Annotated in this window: 17 protein-coding genes; 7 read left to right on the plus strand and 10 right to left on the minus strand. The window is 43.8% G+C overall.

Annotation, left to right across the window (positions count from 1 at the left end; translation table 11 throughout):
• Nucleotides 1-339: 339 nt before the first annotated feature.
• From FFM70_RS07550 to FFM70_RS07560, 3 genes are all read right to left on the minus strand, one after another.
• Nucleotides 340-759: a CidA/LrgA family protein gene (locus FFM70_RS07550; protein WP_137616242.1), complete on the minus strand. Its 420-nt coding sequence runs from the start codon at nucleotides 757-759 to the stop codon at nucleotides 340-342.
• Nucleotides 760-768: 9 nt separating this feature from the next.
• A complete protein-coding gene (locus FFM70_RS07555; RefSeq protein ID WP_137616243.1) occupies nucleotides 769-1,497 on the minus strand; it encodes an LrgB family protein in 729 nt (242 codons plus the stop codon).
• 180 nt (nucleotides 1,498-1,677) lie between these two features.
• A complete protein-coding gene (locus FFM70_RS07560) occupies nucleotides 1,678-2,517 on the minus strand; it encodes a DegV family protein (RefSeq protein WP_137616244.1) in 840 nt (279 codons plus the stop codon).
• Nucleotides 2,518-3,382: 865 nt separating this feature from the next.
• On the opposite strand from FFM70_RS07560, the gene FFM70_RS07565 reads away from it, so the two are divergent.
• Both FFM70_RS07565 and FFM70_RS07570 read left to right on the plus strand, forming a co-directional pair.
• Complete coding sequence (locus FFM70_RS07565; RefSeq protein ID WP_137616245.1) at nucleotides 3,383-4,081, plus strand: zinc metallopeptidase; 699 nt, start codon at nucleotides 3,383-3,385, stop codon at nucleotides 4,079-4,081.
• A 742-nt stretch (nucleotides 4,082-4,823) separates the two neighbouring features.
• Nucleotides 4,824-5,762, plus strand: a complete 939-nt coding sequence (locus FFM70_RS07570; RefSeq protein ID WP_137616246.1) for an alpha/beta hydrolase — start codon at nucleotides 4,824-4,826, stop codon at nucleotides 5,760-5,762.
• A gap of 46 nt (nucleotides 5,763-5,808) precedes the next feature.
• On the opposite strand, the gene FFM70_RS07575 is transcribed toward FFM70_RS07570, so the two are convergent.
• The 6 genes from FFM70_RS07575 to purB form a co-directional block, all read right to left on the minus strand.
• Nucleotides 5,809-6,924 carry a glycerate kinase gene (locus FFM70_RS07575; RefSeq protein WP_137616247.1) on the minus strand — a complete coding sequence of 372 codons (1,116 nt, stop codon included), beginning with the start codon at nucleotides 6,922-6,924 and terminating at the stop codon, nucleotides 5,809-5,811.
• 12 nt (nucleotides 6,925-6,936) lie between these two features.
• Nucleotides 6,937-7,299, minus strand: a complete 363-nt coding sequence (locus FFM70_RS07580; protein ID WP_137616248.1) for a hypothetical protein — start codon at nucleotides 7,297-7,299, stop codon at nucleotides 6,937-6,939.
• A gap of 130 nt (nucleotides 7,300-7,429) precedes the next feature.
• Nucleotides 7,430-10,033, minus strand: coding sequence for a glycoside hydrolase family 38 N-terminal domain-containing protein (locus FFM70_RS07585; RefSeq protein WP_137616249.1), 2,604 nt, complete (start codon nucleotides 10,031-10,033; stop codon nucleotides 7,430-7,432).
• Between the two features lie 27 nt (nucleotides 10,034-10,060).
• Nucleotides 10,061-11,971 (minus strand): PTS 2-O-a-mannosyl-D-glycerate transporter subunit IIABC, encoded by a 1,911-nt coding sequence (mngA, locus tag FFM70_RS07590; RefSeq protein WP_137616250.1) that lies wholly within the window; start codon nucleotides 11,969-11,971, stop codon nucleotides 10,061-10,063.
• Nucleotides 11,972-12,091: 120 nt separating this feature from the next.
• Complete coding sequence (locus tag FFM70_RS07595; protein ID WP_137616251.1) at nucleotides 12,092-12,823, minus strand: MurR/RpiR family transcriptional regulator; 732 nt, start codon at nucleotides 12,821-12,823, stop codon at nucleotides 12,092-12,094.
• A gap of 170 nt (nucleotides 12,824-12,993) precedes the next feature.
• Entirely contained in the window at nucleotides 12,994-14,292 is a 1,299-nt protein-coding gene (gene purB / locus FFM70_RS07600) for an adenylosuccinate lyase (RefSeq protein ID WP_137616252.1), read from the minus strand.
• Between the two features lie 316 nt (nucleotides 14,293-14,608).
• On the opposite strand from purB, the gene FFM70_RS07605 reads away from it, so the two are divergent.
• The 4 genes from FFM70_RS07605 (at nucleotide 14,609) to FFM70_RS07620 (ending at nucleotide 18,720) form a co-directional block, all read left to right on the plus strand.
• Entirely contained in the window at nucleotides 14,609-15,898 is a 1,290-nt protein-coding gene (locus FFM70_RS07605) for an adenylosuccinate synthase (protein ID WP_137616253.1), read from the plus strand.
• A gap of 18 nt (nucleotides 15,899-15,916) precedes the next feature.
• A complete protein-coding gene (locus FFM70_RS07610; protein ID WP_171002326.1) occupies nucleotides 15,917-16,888 on the plus strand; it encodes a GMP reductase in 972 nt (323 codons plus the stop codon).
• Between the two features lie 235 nt (nucleotides 16,889-17,123).
• On the plus strand, nucleotides 17,124-17,906 hold the full coding sequence (locus FFM70_RS07615; protein WP_137616254.1) for a tyrosine-protein phosphatase: 783 nt from the start codon (nucleotides 17,124-17,126) through the stop codon (nucleotides 17,904-17,906).
• A 106-nt stretch (nucleotides 17,907-18,012) separates the two neighbouring features.
• On the plus strand, nucleotides 18,013-18,720 hold the full coding sequence (locus tag FFM70_RS07620) for an SDR family oxidoreductase (RefSeq protein WP_223877456.1): 708 nt from the start codon (nucleotides 18,013-18,015) through the stop codon (nucleotides 18,718-18,720).
• A 136-nt stretch (nucleotides 18,721-18,856) separates the two neighbouring features.
• On the opposite strand, the gene cls is transcribed toward FFM70_RS07620, so the two are convergent.
• Nucleotides 18,857-20,302 carry a cardiolipin synthase gene (gene cls / locus FFM70_RS07625; protein ID WP_171002327.1) on the minus strand — a complete coding sequence of 482 codons (1,446 nt, stop codon included), beginning with the start codon at nucleotides 20,300-20,302 and terminating at the stop codon, nucleotides 18,857-18,859.
• Nucleotides 20,303-20,431: 129 nt separating this feature from the next.
• Between cls and FFM70_RS13855 the strand changes: the two genes are divergently transcribed.
• Nucleotides 20,432-20,584, plus strand: a complete 153-nt coding sequence (locus FFM70_RS13855) for a hypothetical protein (protein WP_171002328.1) — start codon at nucleotides 20,432-20,434, stop codon at nucleotides 20,582-20,584.
• Nucleotides 20,585-20,861 lie beyond the last annotated feature (277 nt).

Genomic DNA, 20,861 nt, shown 5'->3' on the forward strand with positions numbered 1-20,861 from the left:
TTTCGGCAAGCCTGTGAGGCGTCACGGGTTGCTGGTGAGCATTATCGTGGGTAAACAATTACTCGGCGACCTTTCCGAGTGGTTGCTTACCCGGGATAAGCGGAGCCCGCAGTGACACCGAACACGTTTCGGCAAGAGTGCGAGGCGTCACGGGTTGCTGGTAAGCATTATCGTGGGTAAGTAATTACTCGGCGACCTTTCCGAGTGGTTGCTTACCCGGGATAAGCGGAGCCCGCAGTGACACCGAACACGTTTCGGCTATCAATACGATTAAATCCGACTGGTGCTCGATCTACCCTCAAGGTAAATCCAACACCACCCGGACCTAACAACTAGGACTTAATCCTCTTCAATCTCAATACCATCACGTTGACGTCGCGTGAGAACCCATTCCTTAATTTGAACAAGCACCCAGGCAATCCCAGCCGTGAAAAGCAATAACATCAACGTTGAGACTACGACGACTAAAATAATCTGGACGCCCTCTGCCTTTAATACATCCAACTTTGTGACCAACGCCACACCTGACGGAATAAAAATCAAACTAATAATCTGAACAAAGAAGTTGCTAACACCTTCCACCTGTTCCAGCTTCACAATTTTCAATGTCAGTAAGAGATATAACAGAATCATCCCAATCAGCGCGGGCGGCATTGGAAAACCTGGCCAAATCTGATTAACCAATTCTGAAATCAAACTACTGACAAGTAAAATCACACCATAGATCATAATTTGTTTAATAAATTTTGCTTTTTTCATATGCGCCTCCTAACCTAAACCAACTAAATGAGCGAAACTTGGAACCATGAAATTCACTAAGATTCCGGCAATCACAAACGCAATCGCGCCAGTGGCACCAGCAGCCTCACTGACTTCAATCGCCTTAGTAGCGCCAACGGCATTCCCGGCGATACCGAAACCTAACCCTGCGCCTAAAGGATTCTTGTGTAACTTGAACCAACGAATAAAATGATCGCCCAAGGCATAAATTAACACTGAATTTAAAATAACGGCAAAGGCGGCAATAGCTTGATCACCACCAACTGATTCTGCAACGGGCAACGCGATTGCCGTGGTAGCGGCTTGAACGAGCATCGCACCGAGGGCGGCATCCGTTAAGCCCATCAATTGGGACACACCATAGATTCCGAATAGTGATAATAACAGGCCCAAAAATAGCGCTACTAAAATGACATCCCAATGTTTTTTGAAAATATCATTACGTTTGTATAATGGGACCGCAAAGGAAACGGTCGCGGGGGCCACGAACCAGAACAGCCAATCGCCGCCAATCTGGTACGCTTCATAAACTTTGTGCAACGGTGCTTGCAGGGCCGACGCAATCAATACCAGCAAACCAATCCCGAGCAGCATTCCAAAAAATAATGGTTGGAATAATACAAAACGATTCGTCTTATGATACAAATACTCGCCAATCCCATAAACTAGCACGGTTAGCCCGATACCAAAAAATGGATTATTGAGAAGATATGCCAAAAAATTTCCTACTTTCTTTTGAGGGAAAAAGTGTCAAAAAAATAGCGCACCCATCCGGGTCTAGTCATCATTAAAATGGTGGTTAGGCTCAGAACAGTGCGCCAACACGGCTCTAAAAATATTATGTTTTAATTATAGCAAGCTAAAGGACAAAATGATAGTATTTTGTTCAATAAGTTTTCAATCCACGACATAAAGCATCAAAGCGTACGCCCCAATTCCTGTATGCGTGGCAATAATAGGACTCGTTCGTTCGACGAGCAAATCCGTTTGGGGCGCGACTTTCATCATTAAGTCACGTGGCGCAGTTGCCACGTCATCATCACCGACATATGAGATACCAGCCGCTTCGACCCGAGTCACATCCGCCAAATCGTTTAAGATTTGAGTTTGGGCCTTGATCAAGGCTTTTTTCCCGCGACCACGCGTATAAAGTTTCAACCTGCCATCAACCAATTCAAAGACAAACTTTAATTTGATCAAATTGGTCACCACGCCCGCAATTTTCGGGACACGGCCTCCTTTAACCAGGTTGTCGAGGGTATCGACAAACAAATAGACATGCGTTTGTTGCCGAATAACTTCAATTTTAGCCAAAATCGTAGCTAAATCAGCCCCAGCATGCGCCATCCGAGCAGCCGTCAGCACTTGAAACGACATGCCACGATCGGCCGACTTAGAATCAACAACTGTGACATCACCGCTCGCCAGTTGAGCCGCTTGACGTGCGGCGTTGACAGTCCCACTCAGCGTTTCCGTAATATGTATCGACAAAACCTGACTTCCATCGGCCGTTAACTGATCGTATAAAGTCACGAAAGACCCAATTGGCGGCTGACTCGTGGTTGGTAACAGCTCACTGTTCGCCATTTGACGATCAAAGTCCGCCCGTGACAGGGTGTTATCTGGAGTCAGTTCACCACCAAAGCCGACTAATAATGGCACGATTTGGATATCATATTGTTCAATTTCGTCAGCGGTCAGCTGAACCGAAGAATCTGTTACAATTTTGATGGTCATTTGAAATCACACTTTCAAGTTGTTTTGCCAGCAATTATAGCATGGCGATACTAGCAGTCCAGCTAGAAGCTTGATACAGCAACGTTTAGGAGCTATCATAACAAATCACCTTATCAAAATCGGTTATAAACTTTGTAAAAAACCAACCAATCACGACTATTCTTCAAACCAAAATCACGGTTTTAGCCTGTTCACATCATATTTTCTTCACTAACCGCCGCTATACTATGTTCATAGTCAATTAAGGAATCCCCGTTCCCGAACGACTCCCAACTTAAAATTCAATTACTCCCCCCTAAAGTAATGAATTCATGTGTGTAAAACTTAATTTCTTCCCTTTTTCCACCGTATTCCTTGATACGGTGGTTTTTGATTGCAAGAGTGTTTGAAACTACGGGTTGCTGGTGAGCATTATCGTGGTTAACCAATTACTCGGCGATCTTCCGAGTAGTTGGCTAACCGGGATAAGCGGAGCCCGCAGTAGTTTCAAGCACGTTTCGACTATCTAGATAGAACCGCCACTTACCCAAGCCCACTGTTCCCGGCACTAAATTATTCAAGTCATCATCACAAATTTAGCTTTTGAGCGTCATACTTTCTTCAAAAATCCCCGTTATACTGTGTTCATAGTCATTAAGGAACTTCCCATTCCACGGTGACAACTAACTTAATTCATTTACCACTCCAAGTAATGAATCTAAAAACACAACCTAACTTAATTTACTTTTCCTTTTCGCCACCGTATTTTCCCCGATACGGTGGTTTTTATTGTACTAATTGACTTGAATGCCAAGCTTATTTCGCAAACTGTCCTAACTCTGGTAAAATACCCCATAACAATTAAACTTTTAAGGAGTGTTCCTATTTGTTCTATTCATTTTTTGATCCAACTTATTTACTGGTCATCATTGGTCTAGTGATTTCCATGGCAGCTTCCGGCTATGTTAATCGGACATTCCGCCATTACGATAGTTATCGTAGTCAGTCCAACACCACTGGTAGTGATGCGGCACGCTTTATCTTATCGCAGTCTGGCATCAACGACGTCGGCGTCCAAGGAATCAGCGGGGATTTAACGGACAACTATAACGGCCAAACGAAAATCTTAAGCTTATCTGAATCAACCGCTAATTCAACCTCAGTCGCGGCCATTGGTGTTGCGGCGCACGAATGCGGGCATGCGGTACAAGATCACGTCAATTATTGGCCGATGCGTTTACGGACGGCTCTAGTCCCTGCCGCTAATTTAGGCTCAACAGCATCGTTACCGATTATCATCGTCGGCGTACTCTTGAGTTACAATCAAGTCTTGATCCATCTCGGGATTCTGCTCTTTTCACTGGCGTTACTCTTTCAATTAGTGACCCTGCCAGTGGAATTCAACGCCTCTCGTCGCGCACTGAAAATCTTGTCAGACGGGCAAGTCTTAACACGTGACGAAGTTCCCATGGTCCGAAAAGTCTTAGTGGCAGCTGCCTTAACCTACGTGGCTGCAGCACTTTCGACCTTCTTACAACTACTCCGATTAGTGCTATTATTTGGCGGCAATCGTGATGATGATTAAGGTCTTAACAAAGGCTTAGTGAATTCTTCATGGCATTGAACGGATTCAGTCACATATTCTTCACACGGTCTGGTTATGATGGCATCATAGCAATTGAGGAACACCTCAACGAGCTATAACACAACCTAAAATTTTTCATTTACTCCTCCAAAGTAATGAAATTCATAGTGGCATGTGACTCCCCATCACATGTCTACCCTACTCCTTTTTCCACCGTATTCCCCGATACGGTGGTTTTTTATCGGCAAGAGTGTGAGGTAAAGCGGGTTGAGGATGAGCATTGCCTAGTATCATCAATTACTCGGTGGATTTCCGAGTGGTTGATGATGCGTAGCAAGCGGAGTCCTCAGCTTTGCCGAACACGTTTCGACTATTTAAATAAGCCCCACACTCCAACGTTAATTAATCAATGACCGAACCATTTCCCAAGAATTTCAATAAATCGCTCAAGTCGCAGTCACGATACTTACCTTTTAACTATCAAACGGGTATACTAATGGCATGGTGATTGAACTTGTCACTCAAACACCATATCTTTTTCATTTACTCCTCCAAAGTTAATGAAAATAATCTCGTTGGGCACTCCAACCTAGCGAAATGAACTACTCCTTTTGCCGTCGCGTAAAGCGATGGTTTTTTTATTTGCAAAAATAATAATTTCACCTAGTTATTTTCAGAAAAGTTGCAATCACAAATCCCAACGTAGTATCATGACCTAGTAAGAAATTAAGGAGTTGATACTATGAAAAAGCGGAGTTGGGTCGCGGCTTTAGGCACCCCCCTCGCCTTATTTTCAGCCACATTAATCGCTAGTGAAAAGTTATATAACTTTGCTTTCAAACGGGTCGATTACGTGCCAGAAACTTCTGCGGATAAGCAAAAGTACGCAGATGCTTATTGGTCATACGTGGACTGGCTACATCGTCAACCTGTTCAGGATTGGCAGCTGACTCTCGATGACGGGACCAGTCACTTGGTGGCAAAATATGTGCCAGCCAAAAATACCAGCCGCCGAACGGTCATTATTTCCCATGGTTATAAAGGTGACGGTGAAACGATGGCGAACTATGCTTATATGTTCCATAACATGGGATATAACGTTTTGTTGCCCGATGACCGTGGCCACGGTAAAAGTTCCGGCAAGTACATCAGCTTCGGTTGGCAAGACCGCCGCGACTATTTGGAATGGGTCAACCAAGTCATTGATCAAACGGGTTCGCAAACTGAAATCGTCCTCTTTGGTGTCAGCATGGGCGGTGCCACGGTTGAAATGATGAGCGGTGAAACGTTACCACCACAAGTCAAAGCCATCATCGCAGATTGTGGCTATACCAGCATTGAAGAGGAACTTGCCTACTTGCTCAAACGACAATTTCATTTGCCAAAATATCCCTTCGTCCCGATCGTTAGTTTTATCAATCGGCATCGCATGGGCTACTTTTTGAGCGACGTCAGTTCTGTGGAACAGTTACGCCACAACAAACTCCCAATTTTCTTCATTCACGGCGAAAAGGATGTTTATGTCCCTAGCTGGATGCTCAAAAAGAATTATCAAGCTGCCGGCGGTCACAAAGAAATGTGGCAAGTACCGAATGCCACCCATGCCGAAAGTTTCTGGATTGACCCAGCAGCCTATGAAAAACACGTTTCTGCTTTCTTAAAACGTGTCTTGTCTGATTAAAAAAATCGTTATTTTCAAGTTAATTCAACCTGAAAATAACGATTTTTTAGTGGTTAGCCACTAATATCCGGGCTAAACGATCAGCCATTTTGGCTAGATTCGCTGGGCCTTGTTGCATCGCTTCGGCTAAAGTCGAAACATGATCGACAATCGGCAACACTGCTGTCACCCCATGCGCCGCAAAAGCCTGATTATCGCCCTTTTGATTACCTACCAATAAATAACAATTTTTATGAGCCGCCTGGGCCAGTTCACTAATCTGAATCGGAACTTTTCCCATGAAGCTCTGATCATCGACCTGTCCCTCACCCGAGATGGCAAAATCAACTTGTTCAACACTGGCAGCAAGTTGACTTAACTCGGCAATTAGTTTGAAGCCCGACTTCACTTGGGCATTCAGAAAATAACGCAATGCAAAGCCAATACCACCAGCAGCGCCATCACCGACATGCGCACTCACCTGACCAGTTGTAACCGTCATATAGTGCTGCATCGCCTGATCGTAGGCGGGCACATCCGCCTGTGCCAGTCCTTTTTGTGGGCCAAAAATCGCAGCCGCGCCTTCGTCACCCGTTAAAGGATTCGTAACATCCGACGCGTTGATAAACGTCACTTCAGCTAAGTTTGGTAATACCGCAGTCGTGTCGACCCGAGCAACGTGCCCTAAGTCCGCGCCAACCATAGCTAAGGCCTGATTCTGATCGTCATAGAATCGATACCCGAGCGCCCGTAAAATCCCGGCACCGCCATCCACCGTGCCACTACCACCTAGACCGATGATAATTTGTCGCGCACCATGTTCAATGGCGGCCTTAATCAATAGTCCCGTCCCATAAGTATTCGCTGCGGCCGGTGTTTGACCGTCGCTGATAAATTGAATGCCAGAAGCGGCCGCTACTTCAATCACGGCTAATTTTTTTGCGGCAAAATAACCATAATTAGCTTGAATCGGTCGCTGGTAAATATCAACGGTCGAGACAGTCACGCGTTCACCGCCAGGCTGATTGGCTAGAAATGCCGCTACCGTCCCTTCGCCACCATCCGCAATGGCAACTTGTTTGGCACTGATGCCATGCTTAGCCAGTGCTTTCGCGACCAGTTGATTAGCTTGAATACTCGTCATTGAGTTTTTAAATGAATCAATTGCGATTAATGCTTTCATTGGAACACCTTCTCATTTTTTCTGTCGTTGAATTTCCAAGGTTTGTGTTGTCCCAGTAATCGGAACCAGTTGGAAATTTTTGCCTTGATTGGCTAACGCGTAAGTACCTGCATAACGCCCGGTTTGAATGACCAAATCATCATCTGAATTAAAGTCATAAGGCCAACTTTCAACACTGCCATTGCACGTCTTAACGACTAATTTTTGCTTGGTAAACTTGGCTTGCCCCACCGTCATCCGCTTTGGTGTCGTCACCAGCAATTGCCAGTGCGCACTTTTTAAGACTTCGGGATTACGCTGGTCACACGCAGCTAGACCCCCCAATAATAGTAACAGTCCCACTAGCAGGCTAAATTTAGTTGAATTTCGTTGCATCTGGTTACTTCCCCCTGTAGCCACAAGTATATGATAAGTGATATTTAAATAAATTAATATGACAAAAAGGCCTTAATTCACGGTTTTACCGTTTAATTAAGGCCCATACTACACTCACTTCATCAAAATACTAATTTGCAATTTCAACAGTTCTAACAGAATTTGGTTTAACTGTTAGCCCAAGGTCAACCGGATCCTCGTTCAAATCAAGGACTTGCTTAACCTTCATTCCTGTCACTTCCAATTGACAGTCCTTGGCAGTTTGATTGTAAACCCGTACGATAATAGCATTTCGGTGTTCAGCGAACTTGACCGTGCTGAGTGTCAGTCCATAATCCACCAAAGCAAATAAGCTGTACGTTGCTGGCAACTCCTGTGTTGGCAAGTTCATATGCATCGCAACGTTTGGAATCTGATTATAGGTCACAACTGGCGTTAAGAAACCCTCTGCCAAGGCACTCAATGGGGTCCCATGACTCTGATTGAATACCAAGCCATATGTTAAACTGAACGTACCATGACACTGCGAATCTGGTGTAGGGGCATTGATTCCGGAAGGTCGACCTGGTCGCCGAACCAAATTAGCCTTGCCCAAAACGCCTACTCCTCTGAACAAAGTAATCGCCAACGTCACATTATCCTCGTCTAATGCTTCATATTCACGTGAAGCAGCCGTAATCACCCCAACTTGCCGTTCATCATCGCTAACACCAACATGTGATAGAAATGGGAAAATTGCATCTGGTCGCTCATCCCATTTTTCTGATTGCCAAATTTTTAAAGCAGTTTCATCAACCACTGGACGTTGAATAACCCCGAATTGATTATCACTAGTTACTAGTTTCGAACTTAATTTGGTTGGAATAAGTAACCGTACGCGTAAATCATCGGCTTGATTCTCAATTGTCACTTTCAGCCCAATCACAGGTTGGTCAGCCGTGAGAGTTAACACTAACGAGACTTTTAAGAAACTTGTCAATTTCAAATCAGCCGTCTTCCACGCATCAAGATTCTGAGGAACTGATACTTGATAACTAAGGACTAATTGACTGCTGTTTTTAGCAATTAATGAATCTACTTTTAAGTTTTTAACAAGCTGGCTTGCAAATAGCTTACGATTATCACCTAACGGTGAAAAGTCATACTCATCACCATCGTCCGCCTGAATCTCTAAATCCAAAACATTATTGTAAGTCGTTTGTGTCCGCTTATCTAAAATGGTCACAGTCCCATTGTCACGGGCAACAACTTGATAATCATTAGTCTCAATGGTCCGATCAAGTGTCGATTGAACGAGTCCAGGTAGCGATTGCGTCGTTGACTTAACCCCCAAGACTTCATATCCCATCGCTGGTAATTGGCGACTAAATTGAAGCTCATATTCATAAAATGGTTCATAATTGCCGTGTGCCACAATTTGGCGGTCAATCAATCCTGGATCAATCTCTTTCTTCGCAACGATTTCAAATGCTAATAGTTTGCCATTGCTATCGCACAATTGAAATTCCGGCAACTTCGTCACAATTTTAGCCGTCACAACGCGTTCACAGGCTTGTGGCACTAAATTAAAAATTGCTAACTTTTCATCGGCACCTTTAATTGTGACTGCCTCAGTAATTTTCCGCTGATAGTATTGAATCAACCGATCCGTACGTTCTTCTGCGCGCCGGTAACGTGCTAGGATTTCTTCATTGACGATGTCTGAGCAACAAGCACCCATACTATCATGCGCATGATTCTTCATAATTTCTTTCCAAATCAATTCAATCAGACCATGCTCATATTGAAATCCAAGCTTAGTCGCGATTGTCGCCAACGGTTCTAATGTATTGGTTAACTTATTTTCAATGCGCGTATTCATCACTTTTAAATCCATCCGGGTACTTTGAATACTCCGATGAACCCGTTCATTTTTGCCATCCAGAAATTCACCACTCACAACATCTAGATTTGTGGCCTGTTCAATTGTCGAAAAGACATCATCATAACTCCCCAGTTGAAAATGACGGTCCGGATAAACTTGATTCAATGTCTTAATAACTGCTTCAATATTACGTTGAATTGGCATTTGATCATGACCATTTGGTAAGACGGCCTGTCCCGTTGATGAATAGTGATCAAACTTAGCCAACAATGGATCTAAACGCTCTTTTAATTCTTCCGGATTCGTTGGTAAATACTTTCCCGTCGCATAACCAGCTGGCAACTGATTGACCGAAACTGTTGATCCATCAGTGGACTGCCACTTAAATTGATTAGAAGTCGTACCTTTCCGTTCTGATAAGCCACGCCAAAAGATAGATCTTTTAATCCCAAACTGATTTAAAATCATCGGCATTTGCGCACTTTGGCCAAATGAATCTGGCACATAACCAACTTTCATCGGTTGACCATACTGTTTACTATCAGCAATGCCATACAGAAGATTACGAGTAATCGATTCGGCACCAACAGCCATTTCATCCGTTTGCGTATACCACGGTCCAACAATCAATCGCCCTTGTTTAACAAGTGCTTTAAATCGATCTGCACCTTCCGGATGAGCTGAAAGATAATCTTCGATAATAACTGACTGGCCGTCCAAGACATAACTTGGATAGTCTGGATGTGTTTCCAACATCGTCATAATTTCTGGCATGTTATTAAGTAACAAAATTTGTGATTCTTCTGTTGAAAAATACCATTCCCGATCCCAATGCATGTGGGGAACAACAAATATTTCTGTGACTTTCATGATTCAAAATCCTCTCCCAATTTATGCTTATTTTGCTAGTTTTTGTTTTCGTGTCACAATCAGTAAACCGGTTGAAATTAAGGCCCCAAGTAATGCGGCACCAAGCCAAATCAAGGCATTAACGACTGAGCCAACCCCGTTCTGTAACAGAAACATGGAGAAAATCCCAGCACCGGGCACATTCAAACCAATCTGGAAGAATGCTACAATCCCACCAGTGACAATCGAGCCGCCAATAAATGAACCAATGACCCGAATTGGATCAGCCATCGCAAACGGAATCGCACCTTCTGTAATTCCAGCTAATCCCAGAATCCAAGTTTGATTACCAATTTCACGTTCCTCTTTAGAGAACAAATCTTTCCGTAAGTAACAAGCAGCGGAAACTGAGAAGGCAGAAACCATTTTAACTGAGGCAAAAATACAGTAAGGCACAAAATTACCATTTGCCATCGCACCTAAACAGAACGCATACGCGGCCTTGTTAACCGGACCGCCTAAGTCAAATGAAACCATTAGGCCTAAAATTGCTCCCAATAAAATGGCACTTGTTCCAGCCATGCCGTTCAATAGATTGACCAGACCGGTATTGATCAGTGCGACAGGTTTCCCGACAACGAAAAGCATCAATACACCAACAATCAAAGAACCAATCACGGGATATACCCAAAAAGTGATAAATCCCGAAAAGACACCCTCACTCTTGATATGATTCTTCATCCATTTGATGAGATAACCCGCTAACAGCCCTGCTAACATCCCACCTAAGAAACCACTATTAATCATTGTGGCAGCTAAGCCACCTGCAAAACCCGGTCCCAAAGCTGGTTTATCAGCAATCGAATAAGCCATATATGCCGAAAGCACCGGTACCATTAGGGTTCCCAACATATTGCTACCTAATGCCTTCAATAGGAATAGCCAACTACCATCATGAGCCGCTAAAGTTTGTAACCCGAAGAGCTGCGTCATCATGACCGCAATCGCACCAATCATCCCACCAGCGATAATAATTGGAATAATATAAGAAATACCAGTTAATACGGAATCCTTAATTTCAGTTCCGATAGATTTATGATCAGGTTCATCTTCACCGGTATTAGCTTGCGTCATCGAACCAGGAATATAATCGGCTGATTTATCCAATGCCTTTTGCATCACTTGATCAGCATGTTTCAATGGTTCCGCCACCGGCACATCAACGACCGGTAAACCCTTAAAGCGGTCAGTTTCTTTTAAAGCCACATCATGAGCATAAATAATTGCACTTGCTTCATTAACTTGTTGCATTGAGATTCGATCTTCAATCCCTTTTGCACCCTGCTCTTCAACTTGAATCCGGAGACCTTTTTTGGTGGCAATCTTTTTTAAAGCCGCTGCAGCCATATAGGTATGTGCAATACCAGCAGCACAAGCTGTAATGGCTAGAATTAGCTTACCTTGACCTTCTACTGATGCGGATTGAGTTACTGTCTCAGCTTGATTTTCACCCAATAAATCTAACATGGCTTGAGCTGAATCAGCTTTCATCAAGCGATTACGATAATCCGTATCGGCTAACCGTGTTGATAGTTGGGCCAACATATCCAAGTGTTCAGCACCTTGATCATCTGCCGGAATCGCCAGTAAGAAGATTAACCGAACCTGATTATCCGGATTCAGACTTTCATAGTCTGTCACTGGTGTTTTTGTCCTCACGACGGTAAAACTAGCCTCCGACACAGTGGCTGATTTGCCATGTGGGATGGCTAACCCGTTCTCAAAACCGGTTACTGATTCTGCTTCACGTTGATAAATGGCGTCTAAGAAGTCTGCCTCTGATTTAATTTTTCCTGCGACAAATAGCTTATGCGTTAAGAATTGGAATACATCCGCCTTGGTCGCTAAATCCTGATCAAGGGAAATTAAATCTAAGGATGTTGCTTTCGTTAAATCCATCACACGCTACCTCCTATGAAATTCCTTTGTTACTTACACTATAAGGCCCTTCAGAAAGCGCATTCATTTTTGCAAAAAAATATACTTGCCTCCAGCTAAGAAGCAAGTATCCGTGTAAAATTACACAAACATCTCTAAATAACGATTCTGCAAAGAGTTAAGAATAATATATAAAGGAACCTTGTCTGTTAAGTTGACACCATCACGCCAACGCTTAGGTGAATAGCAGTAAAGTGGAATCGTTGCAAATTGCATCAAAGAATTCTCACTCAAATGTGTCAAGCTCACAATAAATTGTTTGTGTGCTTTAGCAACTTGAGCCATTTTTAAGACTTGTCCATTTTCACCAGATAAACTCACCAAGATTACCACTAAGTTCTTAGTGTGTTCGAGCTCATAAATCATCTGATTTTCATACGTAAAAAAGAGTGTTTTATGATTAAAAGCATTCATTGTACTAGTAAAATCTTCCACCGGATAGGCTGTTTCACCCACGGCAAATAAGACAACCTTGCTAGCTTTGCTAAGTTGGCTCACAACCTGTTGTTCACGTTCTGGATTAATTAATTGAAATGTTTTACTAATTAAGTTACGTTCATCAGCTTGATTTTCATCGATACTGGGTGCAATATTGGCATGCTGAAGTTCTACTTTTAATTCTGCATAACCACTGTAGCCAAGTTTCTTACACAAACGAGTAATGGTATTCGGAACAGTATAGCAATTTTGAGCCAACTTTGTGACTGAAAGCTGTGCGACTGTATCAGAATTACGGCGAATATAATCTGCTAATGAATCTTCAGTATCCGACAATTTATATTGAACATTAATCAACCGTTCTCGAAAAAGCATAACAACCTCCCTGAAGCCACAGTAGCCATTAATTTAAATTGTACCACAGGCATTGACCAACTTTGCTAATTGCTAATTTCGAATCTACTACAGCTAAATTTCAGAACTAGTGATTAAAAAAAGGAATATTCCAACAAGTATAGCTCGTTGAAATATTCCTCGATTTTGAATTAATCGTCTAACCCTAACCGCTTAAAGATATCATCGACATGCCGTAAATGATAATGGTAATCAAAGGCATCATCGATCGCCGCCTGATCCAAATGTTGTCGGATCTCAGCGTTACCTTCAATCAATGGTTTGAATTGTAACTGCTCGTCCCATGACTTGGCCGTCAATGGTTGGACCAAATCATAGGCACTTTCACGCGACATGCCGGTATCGATCAGCTTCAACAAGACCCGTTGACTGTAAATCAAACCGTAAGTGTCGCCCATGTTTTCCTTCATCCGTTCAGGGAAAACGGTGAGTGTCCCGATAATCTTATTAATACGAGTCAAGATGTAATCCGTTAAGATCGTCGTATCCGGTAAAATAATTCGTTCGGCGGAAGAATGCGAGATATCACGTTCATGCCATAATGGCACATCTTCATAAGCCGTCATCATATGACCACGAATAACTCGCGCCAAGCCAGTGACATTTTCAGAACCAATTGGATTCCGCTTATGTGGCATCGCTGAAGAGCCCTTTTGACCTTTATTGAAGAATTCTTCCACTTCATGCGTTTCAGATTTTTGTAAACCACGAATTTCAGTGGCGAAGACTTCAACACTAGTGGCAATTAAGGCCATCGTCGCAATATATTCGGCGTGTAAGTCTCGTGGTAACACTTGCGTCGAAATTTCTTGGGCTCGAATCCCCAACTTATCGCAGACAAATTGTTCAACAAATGGTGGAATGTTGGCGAAAGTCCCAACGGCCCCACTAATCTTGCCCGCTTCAACGCCAGCAGCGGCATGTTCAAACCGTTCGATATCCCGATTGATTTCAGAATACCACCGCGCCAATTTCAACCCAAAGGTCGTTGGTTCGGCGTGGACCCCATGTGTCCGCCCCATTTCAACGGTATATTTATATTTTTTAGCTTGTTGCGCTAACGTTGCTCGTAAATCTTGTAAATCTTGGCGAATAATCGCATTGGCCTGCTTTAAGCGGTAGCCTTGCGCAGTATCAACGACATCAGTACTGGTCAACCCATAATGGACCCATTTACGTTCGTCCCCAAGTGACTCGGAAACATCCCGGGTAAAAGCAACCACATCATGATGGGTTACGGCTTCAATCTCCGCAATCCGGTCAACATCAAACTTAGCATTTTCACGAATCTTAGCGACATCACTTGCTGGAATCTTGCCTAATTCAGCCCAGGCTTCATCGGCAGCGATTTCAACTTCCAACCAAGCTTGGTACTGGTTTTCCAGGGACCACACTTTGCCCATCTCGGGCCGCGTATAACGATCAATCATTGCTAATCCTCATTTCTATTTACTGATTTACCAACAAAACACGAACATTATTATATCATACCCACCAACTGAATCATAGGACCGAACAATGAAAAAGTTTACTTATTTTTCATAAGTTTTCATGATTATGTCATGATATAACGATATTAATCGAACAATCATGAACGTTTAATCGTTCTTAAAACAAGAACATTCGGTTTTAGTCTTGCGTTCAACGTTGAAAATTGCTATACTCATTCCTGTTGGAGTGATGAACGTTTTGTCACTCAGTGCTATTAATCATTCATAATTAAACTAATTTAATGAGGTGGAAAACATGGCATCAGTCGTAGTAGTAGGTAGCCAATGGGGCGATGAAGGTAAAGGAAAGATCACGGACTTTTTAAGTCAGGAAGCAGATGTGGTATCACGTTACCAAGGCGGCGATAACGCTGGCCACACCATCGTATTTAATGGTAAAACTTTCAAATTACGCTTGGTGCCATCTGGCATTTTCTTCCATGATAAGCTTAGCATCATCGGTAACGGCGTGGTCTTAAATCCGAAGTCATTAGTCGAAGAACTTCAATATCTCCGTGACAATGGGGTTCAACCAGATAACTTACGAATCTCTAACCGGGCACACGTCATCTTGCCATACCATATCGTTTTAGATGGCGCGCAAGAAAAATCCAAAGCCGGTGGCAAGATTGGGACAACTAACAAGGGTATCGGCCCGGCTTACATGGACAAGGCTGAACGGATTGGGATTCGGGTCGCTGATTTGCTCGATAAAGACACTTTTGCCGAATTATTAAAACGTAACTTAAAAGAAAAGAACCAAATCATTACTAAGTTGTACGATTTGGAACCTCTTAAATTTGAAGATATTTTCGAAGACTACTATAACTATGGGCAACAATTAAAGCCATTTGTCACCGATACTTCCGTGGTCATCAACGACGCACTCGATGATGGCAAACGGGTTCTATTTGAAGGTGCGCAAGGGGTCATGCTCGATATTGACCAAGGAACCTATCCTTATGTCACTTCTTCAAACCCGGTTGCCGGGGGCGTTACTATCGGGAGTGGCGTGGGGCCTTCGAAGATCGACAACTGTGTCGGCGTCTTAAAAGCCTACACGTCACGAGTCGGTGATGGGCCTTTCCCAACTGAACTCTTTGACGAAGTTGGAAACTTTATCCGCGAAACTGCCCATGAATACGGGACTGTTACTAAGCGGCCACGGCGTATCGGCTGGTTTGACAGTGTTGTTTTACGGCATGCCAAACGGGTCTCTGGCCTGACTCACTTAAGCTTAAACTGCTTGGATATTTTGACCGGCTTGAAGACCATCAAAATTTGTACCGCTTATGATTTAAATGGTGAAACCATCTATCATTACCCTGCCAGCTTGAAAGAACTTGAAGCTTGCAAACCAATCTACGATGAATTACCAGGTTGGGATGAAGATATCACTGGCGTTAAAAAATTAGAAGACTTGCCAGTTAATGCTCAAAACTACTTGAAACGCATTGAAGAACTCGTTGGTGTTAAACTTGCTACCTTCTCTGTTGGTCCAGACCGTGATCAAACCAACGTCATCAACCACAACATCTGGGCTTAAGTTAAAGGAGTGCTGACCATGGAGATTTTTGATTACGAAGATATTCAATTAATTCCGAACAAATGTGTCATTAACAGCCGCTCGGAAGCGGATACGACCGTTGAGCTCGGTGGTCGTCGGTTCAAGATTCCCGTTGTGCCTGCCAACATGGCGACCGTCATCAACGACGATTTAGCCAAGTGGCTCGCCAGCAATGACTACTTCTACATCATGCACCGTTTCGCCCCAAAAACACGCCGAGCTTTCATCGAAACGATGCATGCTGACAAGTTATTCGCTTCAATTTCGGTTGGCGTCAAGCCTAGCGAACATGATTTTATCGATGAACTTGCCACGGCTAAAATTGTACCCGAATACATTACGATTGATATTGCCCACGGTCACGCCGACAGTGTGATCGAAATGATCAAGCACATCAAACAGGTCTTGCCGGCTAGTTTCGTGATTGCCGGCAATGTCGCGACCCCAGCAGCGGTCCGCGACTTGGAAAATGCCGGTGCCGATGCGACCAAAGTTGGCGTGGGTCCTGGTAAAGCTTGCATCACCAAAGTTAAAACTGGCTTTGGGACTGGTGGCTGGCAATTAGCAGCCGTACGCTGGTGTGCAAAGGCTGCTCGGAAACCAATTATCGCTGACGGTGGCGTACGAACAAATGGTGACATCGCCAAGTCGATTCGTTTTGGCGCCACCATGGTCATGATTGGCTCAATGCTCGCCGGACATCAAGAATCCCCTGGCAACATTCTCAAAATCGACGGCAAAACTTATAAACAATATTATGGTTCCGCCAGTGAAACGCAAAAAGGTGAACATAAAAACGTGGAAGGCAAACAAATGTTAGTCCCATATCGGGGGCATTTGGCCGACACCTTGAATGAGATGCAAGAAGATCTTCAATCATCGATTTCATATGCCGGTGGCCGCGACCTCAAGGCCATTACCAAATGTGACTACGTGGTCGTCAAAAATTCCATTTATAACGGTGATTAATCAAAAGAGTCTGGAAAGCCAGACTCTTTTTTTAGCGCCAAATAGTTATAGCCGAAACGTGGAACAAAAGGCTGCGACCTCCGCTTAGCTACGGAAACCGAACGATTGAAAGCCCCAATCATCCGGTTTCCTAGGCTATGCTCGGTAGCAGACCGCCTTTTGTCCCACTCTTGGGTGCGACATCGGCAATGAAAGCGGTTATACTAAAGTAAACGATTAATCGAGGTAATTTTAAATGGAACACAATCGCATTTTACGATTAGAACATGGCATCAATTTTCGCGAACTCGGCGGCTATGAGACGACCGGCGGACAAACCATCAAATGGCAAAAGCTATTACGCTGTGGCGGTATGTCGCTATTAAGTAAACATGACCTCGCCTATTTGGCTGATTACGGCCTGCGTTACGATATCGACTTACGACAAGCTAATGAAACTGAAATGTCGCCAGACCGACTTCCAAAACACACGAAATATATGAACACTTCGGTCTACCCATTTGCGGATAACCGCCGTTTTGACCGCCGCCTAAAGCGCTTGATCAAGCGACTCATCGTCGACGATAGTTTCAATGCACAGACCTATGCGCAAATGGTGACCGACAGCCATCCAATTAAAGTTTGGCAAAACCTTTTCGCCACCTTACTAGCCAACGACCAACCTGATCAATCCGTCCTCTTCCACTGTGCCGCGGGTAAAGACCGGACTGGCGTGGCTGCCACGCTGATCATGACCGCATTGGATGTCCCCCGCGAAACGATTCTCAAGGACTATTTATTGACGAACGCCGTCTTCATGGCTGCCGACCAACTCGACAACGACACCATCATCACGGAAGCCAATAACGGCGACCTGGCAAGCCACTTCAACTCAGCCTTAGACGTTCAAGCTGACAATTTAAAGATGGTCTTCCGCGTCTTTGACGATCTATATGGCGGTGGCCTGGGCTACTTACGTGAAGTAATTGGGTTGAGCGTTGCCGATATTAACACGTTAAAACGACTATATTTGGATTAAACCAGTTCTCATGTCGAACAAGCAATTTGTACTGACAGCTTTTAAGGGCTATTCTCAAGTCCGGATAAAATTAATGAACTTATTAAAATGAATGAGGCGACTACTTTTGCAACAAGTAAAGACGATCATTATTACCGGTGCAACTAGCGGTATCGGTAAGGCAACCGCGTTATTAGCGGCCAGCCATGGGCACCAAATTGTTTTAGCAGCACGTAAAGAAGCTGACCTCAAAGCCACGGCTGAAAGGATTCGGCAAGCCGGTGGTACGACTGTTTTCAAGCCAACCGACGTTAGTAACAAGGCTGAAGTTCAGGCGTTAATCGATTTCGCTCTAGATGAGTATGGCCGTATCGACGTTTTAGACTTAAACGCTGGTGTGATGAGCTTTGCCCCGCTAAATGAAGTCCGAGTTGATGAATGGGAAAAGATGATTGACATCAACGTTAAAGGCGTTTTGTATGGTCTAGCTGCGACCATTCCTGTGATGGAAAAACAACAAAGCGGTCAGATTATCGCGACTGACTCAACTGCCGGCCATCAAGTTGGTCAAAATAATACGGTCTACGCTAGTACAAAGTTTAGTGTCCGTGCCATTATGGATGGTGTCCGCGCAGAAGAAGCCAAGTCACATATCCGAACCATGATGGTTTCACCAGCGTTTGTTAAAACCGGGTTCTTTGAAGACCAGCGAAACGCTAACTTAAAACGCGTTCCTAAATTGCGGCCTGAAGACATTGCAGCTTCCGTCGTCTTTGCCATTGAACAGCCAGATAATGTTGATATTAATGAGATTGTTTTACGTCCGACTTTATAATTCTGATAAACAGTTTATCATCGCAACCAGGTCAATCGGATTTTAGAGACAATTAGCCATTTTAGAACAGAAATTCGTTATTTAAACTAAAAAATCACTGATTTAGTTAATCGAAACCTAAATCAGTGATTTTTGACTATAAAATTGGTGATAACAGCCGTGAGAACGTCTGCTTAAATTTCAACCAGAAAGATTGGTCCTTAAAGTCTTGCACGGTAATCAAACTACTCAACGCCTGGTCTTCCAAGAAGGCCGCTTCAAGTTCTTGCGCTAACACCGTATCATACAAGAAGGCATTAACTTCGAAATTTAGCTTGAAGCTGCGGAAGTCCATGTTGGCCGAGCCAACCGACGCCACCTGGCCATCAATGACCATCGTCTTAGAATGAATAAATCCATTATTGTAGTAATAAATCTTCACCCCGGCTTCGGCTAATTCACGAGCATAATATTGCGTGGCGCGATAAACAAAAGCATGGTCCGGCTTATCGGGAACCATGATTCGAACATCCACCCCCGACATCGCCGCAATCCGAATCGCATCTAAAACCGAATCATCTGGAATTAAGTATGGTGATTGAATCCAGAGATGATCCTGCGCCGTCATAATCATTTTAATATAACCCATCTTGATTTGTTGGCCATCATTGTCAGGACCACTCGACACAATTTGGAGTGACGTATTCCCCTTGACCTTGATGACTGGAAACATTTCCGCCGATGGGATGATGCGATGTTCAGTATCCGTGGCATTCCAGTCTCGAATGAACCGTTCTTGTAATTCGAAGACCCCAGAACCGACGATGCGCAAATGCGTATCCCGCCAATAGCCGAACTTTTTATCACGACCTAAATACTGATCGCCAACGTTAAAACCGCCGACGTAACCCACGCGACCATCCGTGACGACAATTTTACGGTGATCACGGAAATTGAGTCGGAAGTCTAGGACTGCTGAACGGGCACCCAAGAATGGCCGGGCATGCCCACCGAGTTCCTCCAAATGCTTGAAGAAGCTTCGGAACGTCCCCATCGACCCCCATGGATCGTACAGCACGCGCACATCGACACCCTGGGCAGCCTTACGTTCCAACAAATGTAACAACTCGTTACCAATTTTATCATTATAAAATGTATAGTATTCGATATGAATATGTTGCTTGGCCGCTTCGATATCCTGGAACATATCATGAAACTTTTTGTGACCATCCGTATAAATCTTTACGCGATTCTTACGACTTAGCAAGGCGCCATCCGAGTTGAGAAATAAACTGACCATGCCACGCACCGAGCTTGTAACCGCATCGGCAGGCATTAATTCGGACCCAAGTTCATCTCGTTGACGCTGGATCATCTGATCAAGCCGTATCTGTGTTTCCTTTTTCAATCGGAATAACCGGTTCTTCGGCAATTTCCGGCCAATAAACGCATAAGCAATAAAGCCGGCGACCGGAATCATGATCAAAACTAACAACCATGCCCAAGTTGCCGCAATATCACGCCGATCCCGAAAGACCGTAATGACCGCTGCCACCGCGTTAATGACGATGATGACATTGAAGATTGGCAAAATATATTGCAATTGAGGCACCCACCTATTTTAATGATAATTTTATTTTACCGCAGATGATGATGGGATAATAACCATTACGATTATAATTGTTGCATTTTTTCAATAAAAAAGTAATAATCTCGTCAGGAGGATTCATCCATGTTAGCAATGTTAGGAATTCACGGGCTCGGACCGATTCGGATGTTCCATCTAACCGAACGTTTGGCTGGGCCTAAAGGTGCCATTGGTATCTTACTCATTATTATTTTATTGGTCGTCGCCTATCGTTATTACAAGCGTCATCAATCATAAGCTGCGCTGAAAGTGTTGAGATTACTCAGCGCTTTTTTTATTTTCAACGATTAATTAATAGTTTGACCATAAAAATCCAAATATTCATCTAACAGCACTAAAGTTAAGCTTACGAAAACTGAGCTTGAACCGAGTACCCATAAGCCTTGATTAAACCTCACTTTAGCCCGCAATCAAATTAGTCAGAAATGGTGAGAACCTAACCGCATAAGCCAGCCATTGTGCCCTAAATCAAGCCAAAATAGTCAAATTGTTGATTATAGCTAATCGAAAATTT

It is taken from the genome of Lactiplantibacillus nangangensis (assembly GCF_005405065.1).
In the GTDB taxonomy this organism is placed as follows: Bacteria; Bacillota; Bacilli; order Lactobacillales; family Lactobacillaceae; genus Lactiplantibacillus; species Lactiplantibacillus nangangensis.

Coding starts and splice junctions, on each gene's coding strand:
- FFM70_RS07550 (WP_137616242.1), bottom strand. CDS start 759: ATGAAAAAAGCAAAATTTATTAAACAAATTATGATCTATGGTGTGATT.
- FFM70_RS07560 (WP_137616244.1), bottom strand. CDS start 2,517: ATGACCATCAAAATTGTAACAGATTCTTCGGTTCAGCTGACCGCTGAC.
- FFM70_RS07570 (WP_137616246.1), top strand. CDS start 4,824: ATGAAAAAGCGGAGTTGGGTCGCGGCTTTAGGCACCCCCCTCGCCTTA.
- FFM70_RS07575 (WP_137616247.1), bottom strand. CDS start 6,924: ATGAAAGCATTAATCGCAATTGATTCATTTAAAAACTCAATGACGAGT.
- FFM70_RS07580 (WP_137616248.1), bottom strand. CDS start 7,299: ATGCAACGAAATTCAACTAAATTTAGCCTGCTAGTGGGACTGTTACTA.
- FFM70_RS07585 (WP_137616249.1), bottom strand. CDS start 10,033: ATGAAAGTCACAGAAATATTTGTTGTTCCCCACATGCATTGGGATCGG.
- mngA (WP_137616250.1), bottom strand. CDS start 11,971: ATGGATTTAACGAAAGCAACATCCTTAGATTTAATTTCCCTTGATCAG.
- FFM70_RS07595 (WP_137616251.1), bottom strand. CDS start 12,823: ATGCTTTTTCGAGAACGGTTGATTAATGTTCAATATAAATTGTCGGAT.
- purB (WP_137616252.1), bottom strand. CDS start 14,292: ATGATTGATCGTTATACGCGGCCCGAGATGGGCAAAGTGTGGTCCCTG.
- FFM70_RS07605 (WP_137616253.1), top strand. CDS start 14,609: ATGGCATCAGTCGTAGTAGTAGGTAGCCAATGGGGCGATGAAGGTAAA.
- FFM70_RS07610 (WP_171002326.1), top strand. CDS start 15,917: ATGGAGATTTTTGATTACGAAGATATTCAATTAATTCCGAACAAATGT.
- FFM70_RS07615 (WP_137616254.1), top strand. CDS start 17,124: ATGGAACACAATCGCATTTTACGATTAGAACATGGCATCAATTTTCGC.
- FFM70_RS13855 (WP_171002328.1), top strand. CDS start 20,432: ATGTTAGCAATGTTAGGAATTCACGGGCTCGGACCGATTCGGATGTTC.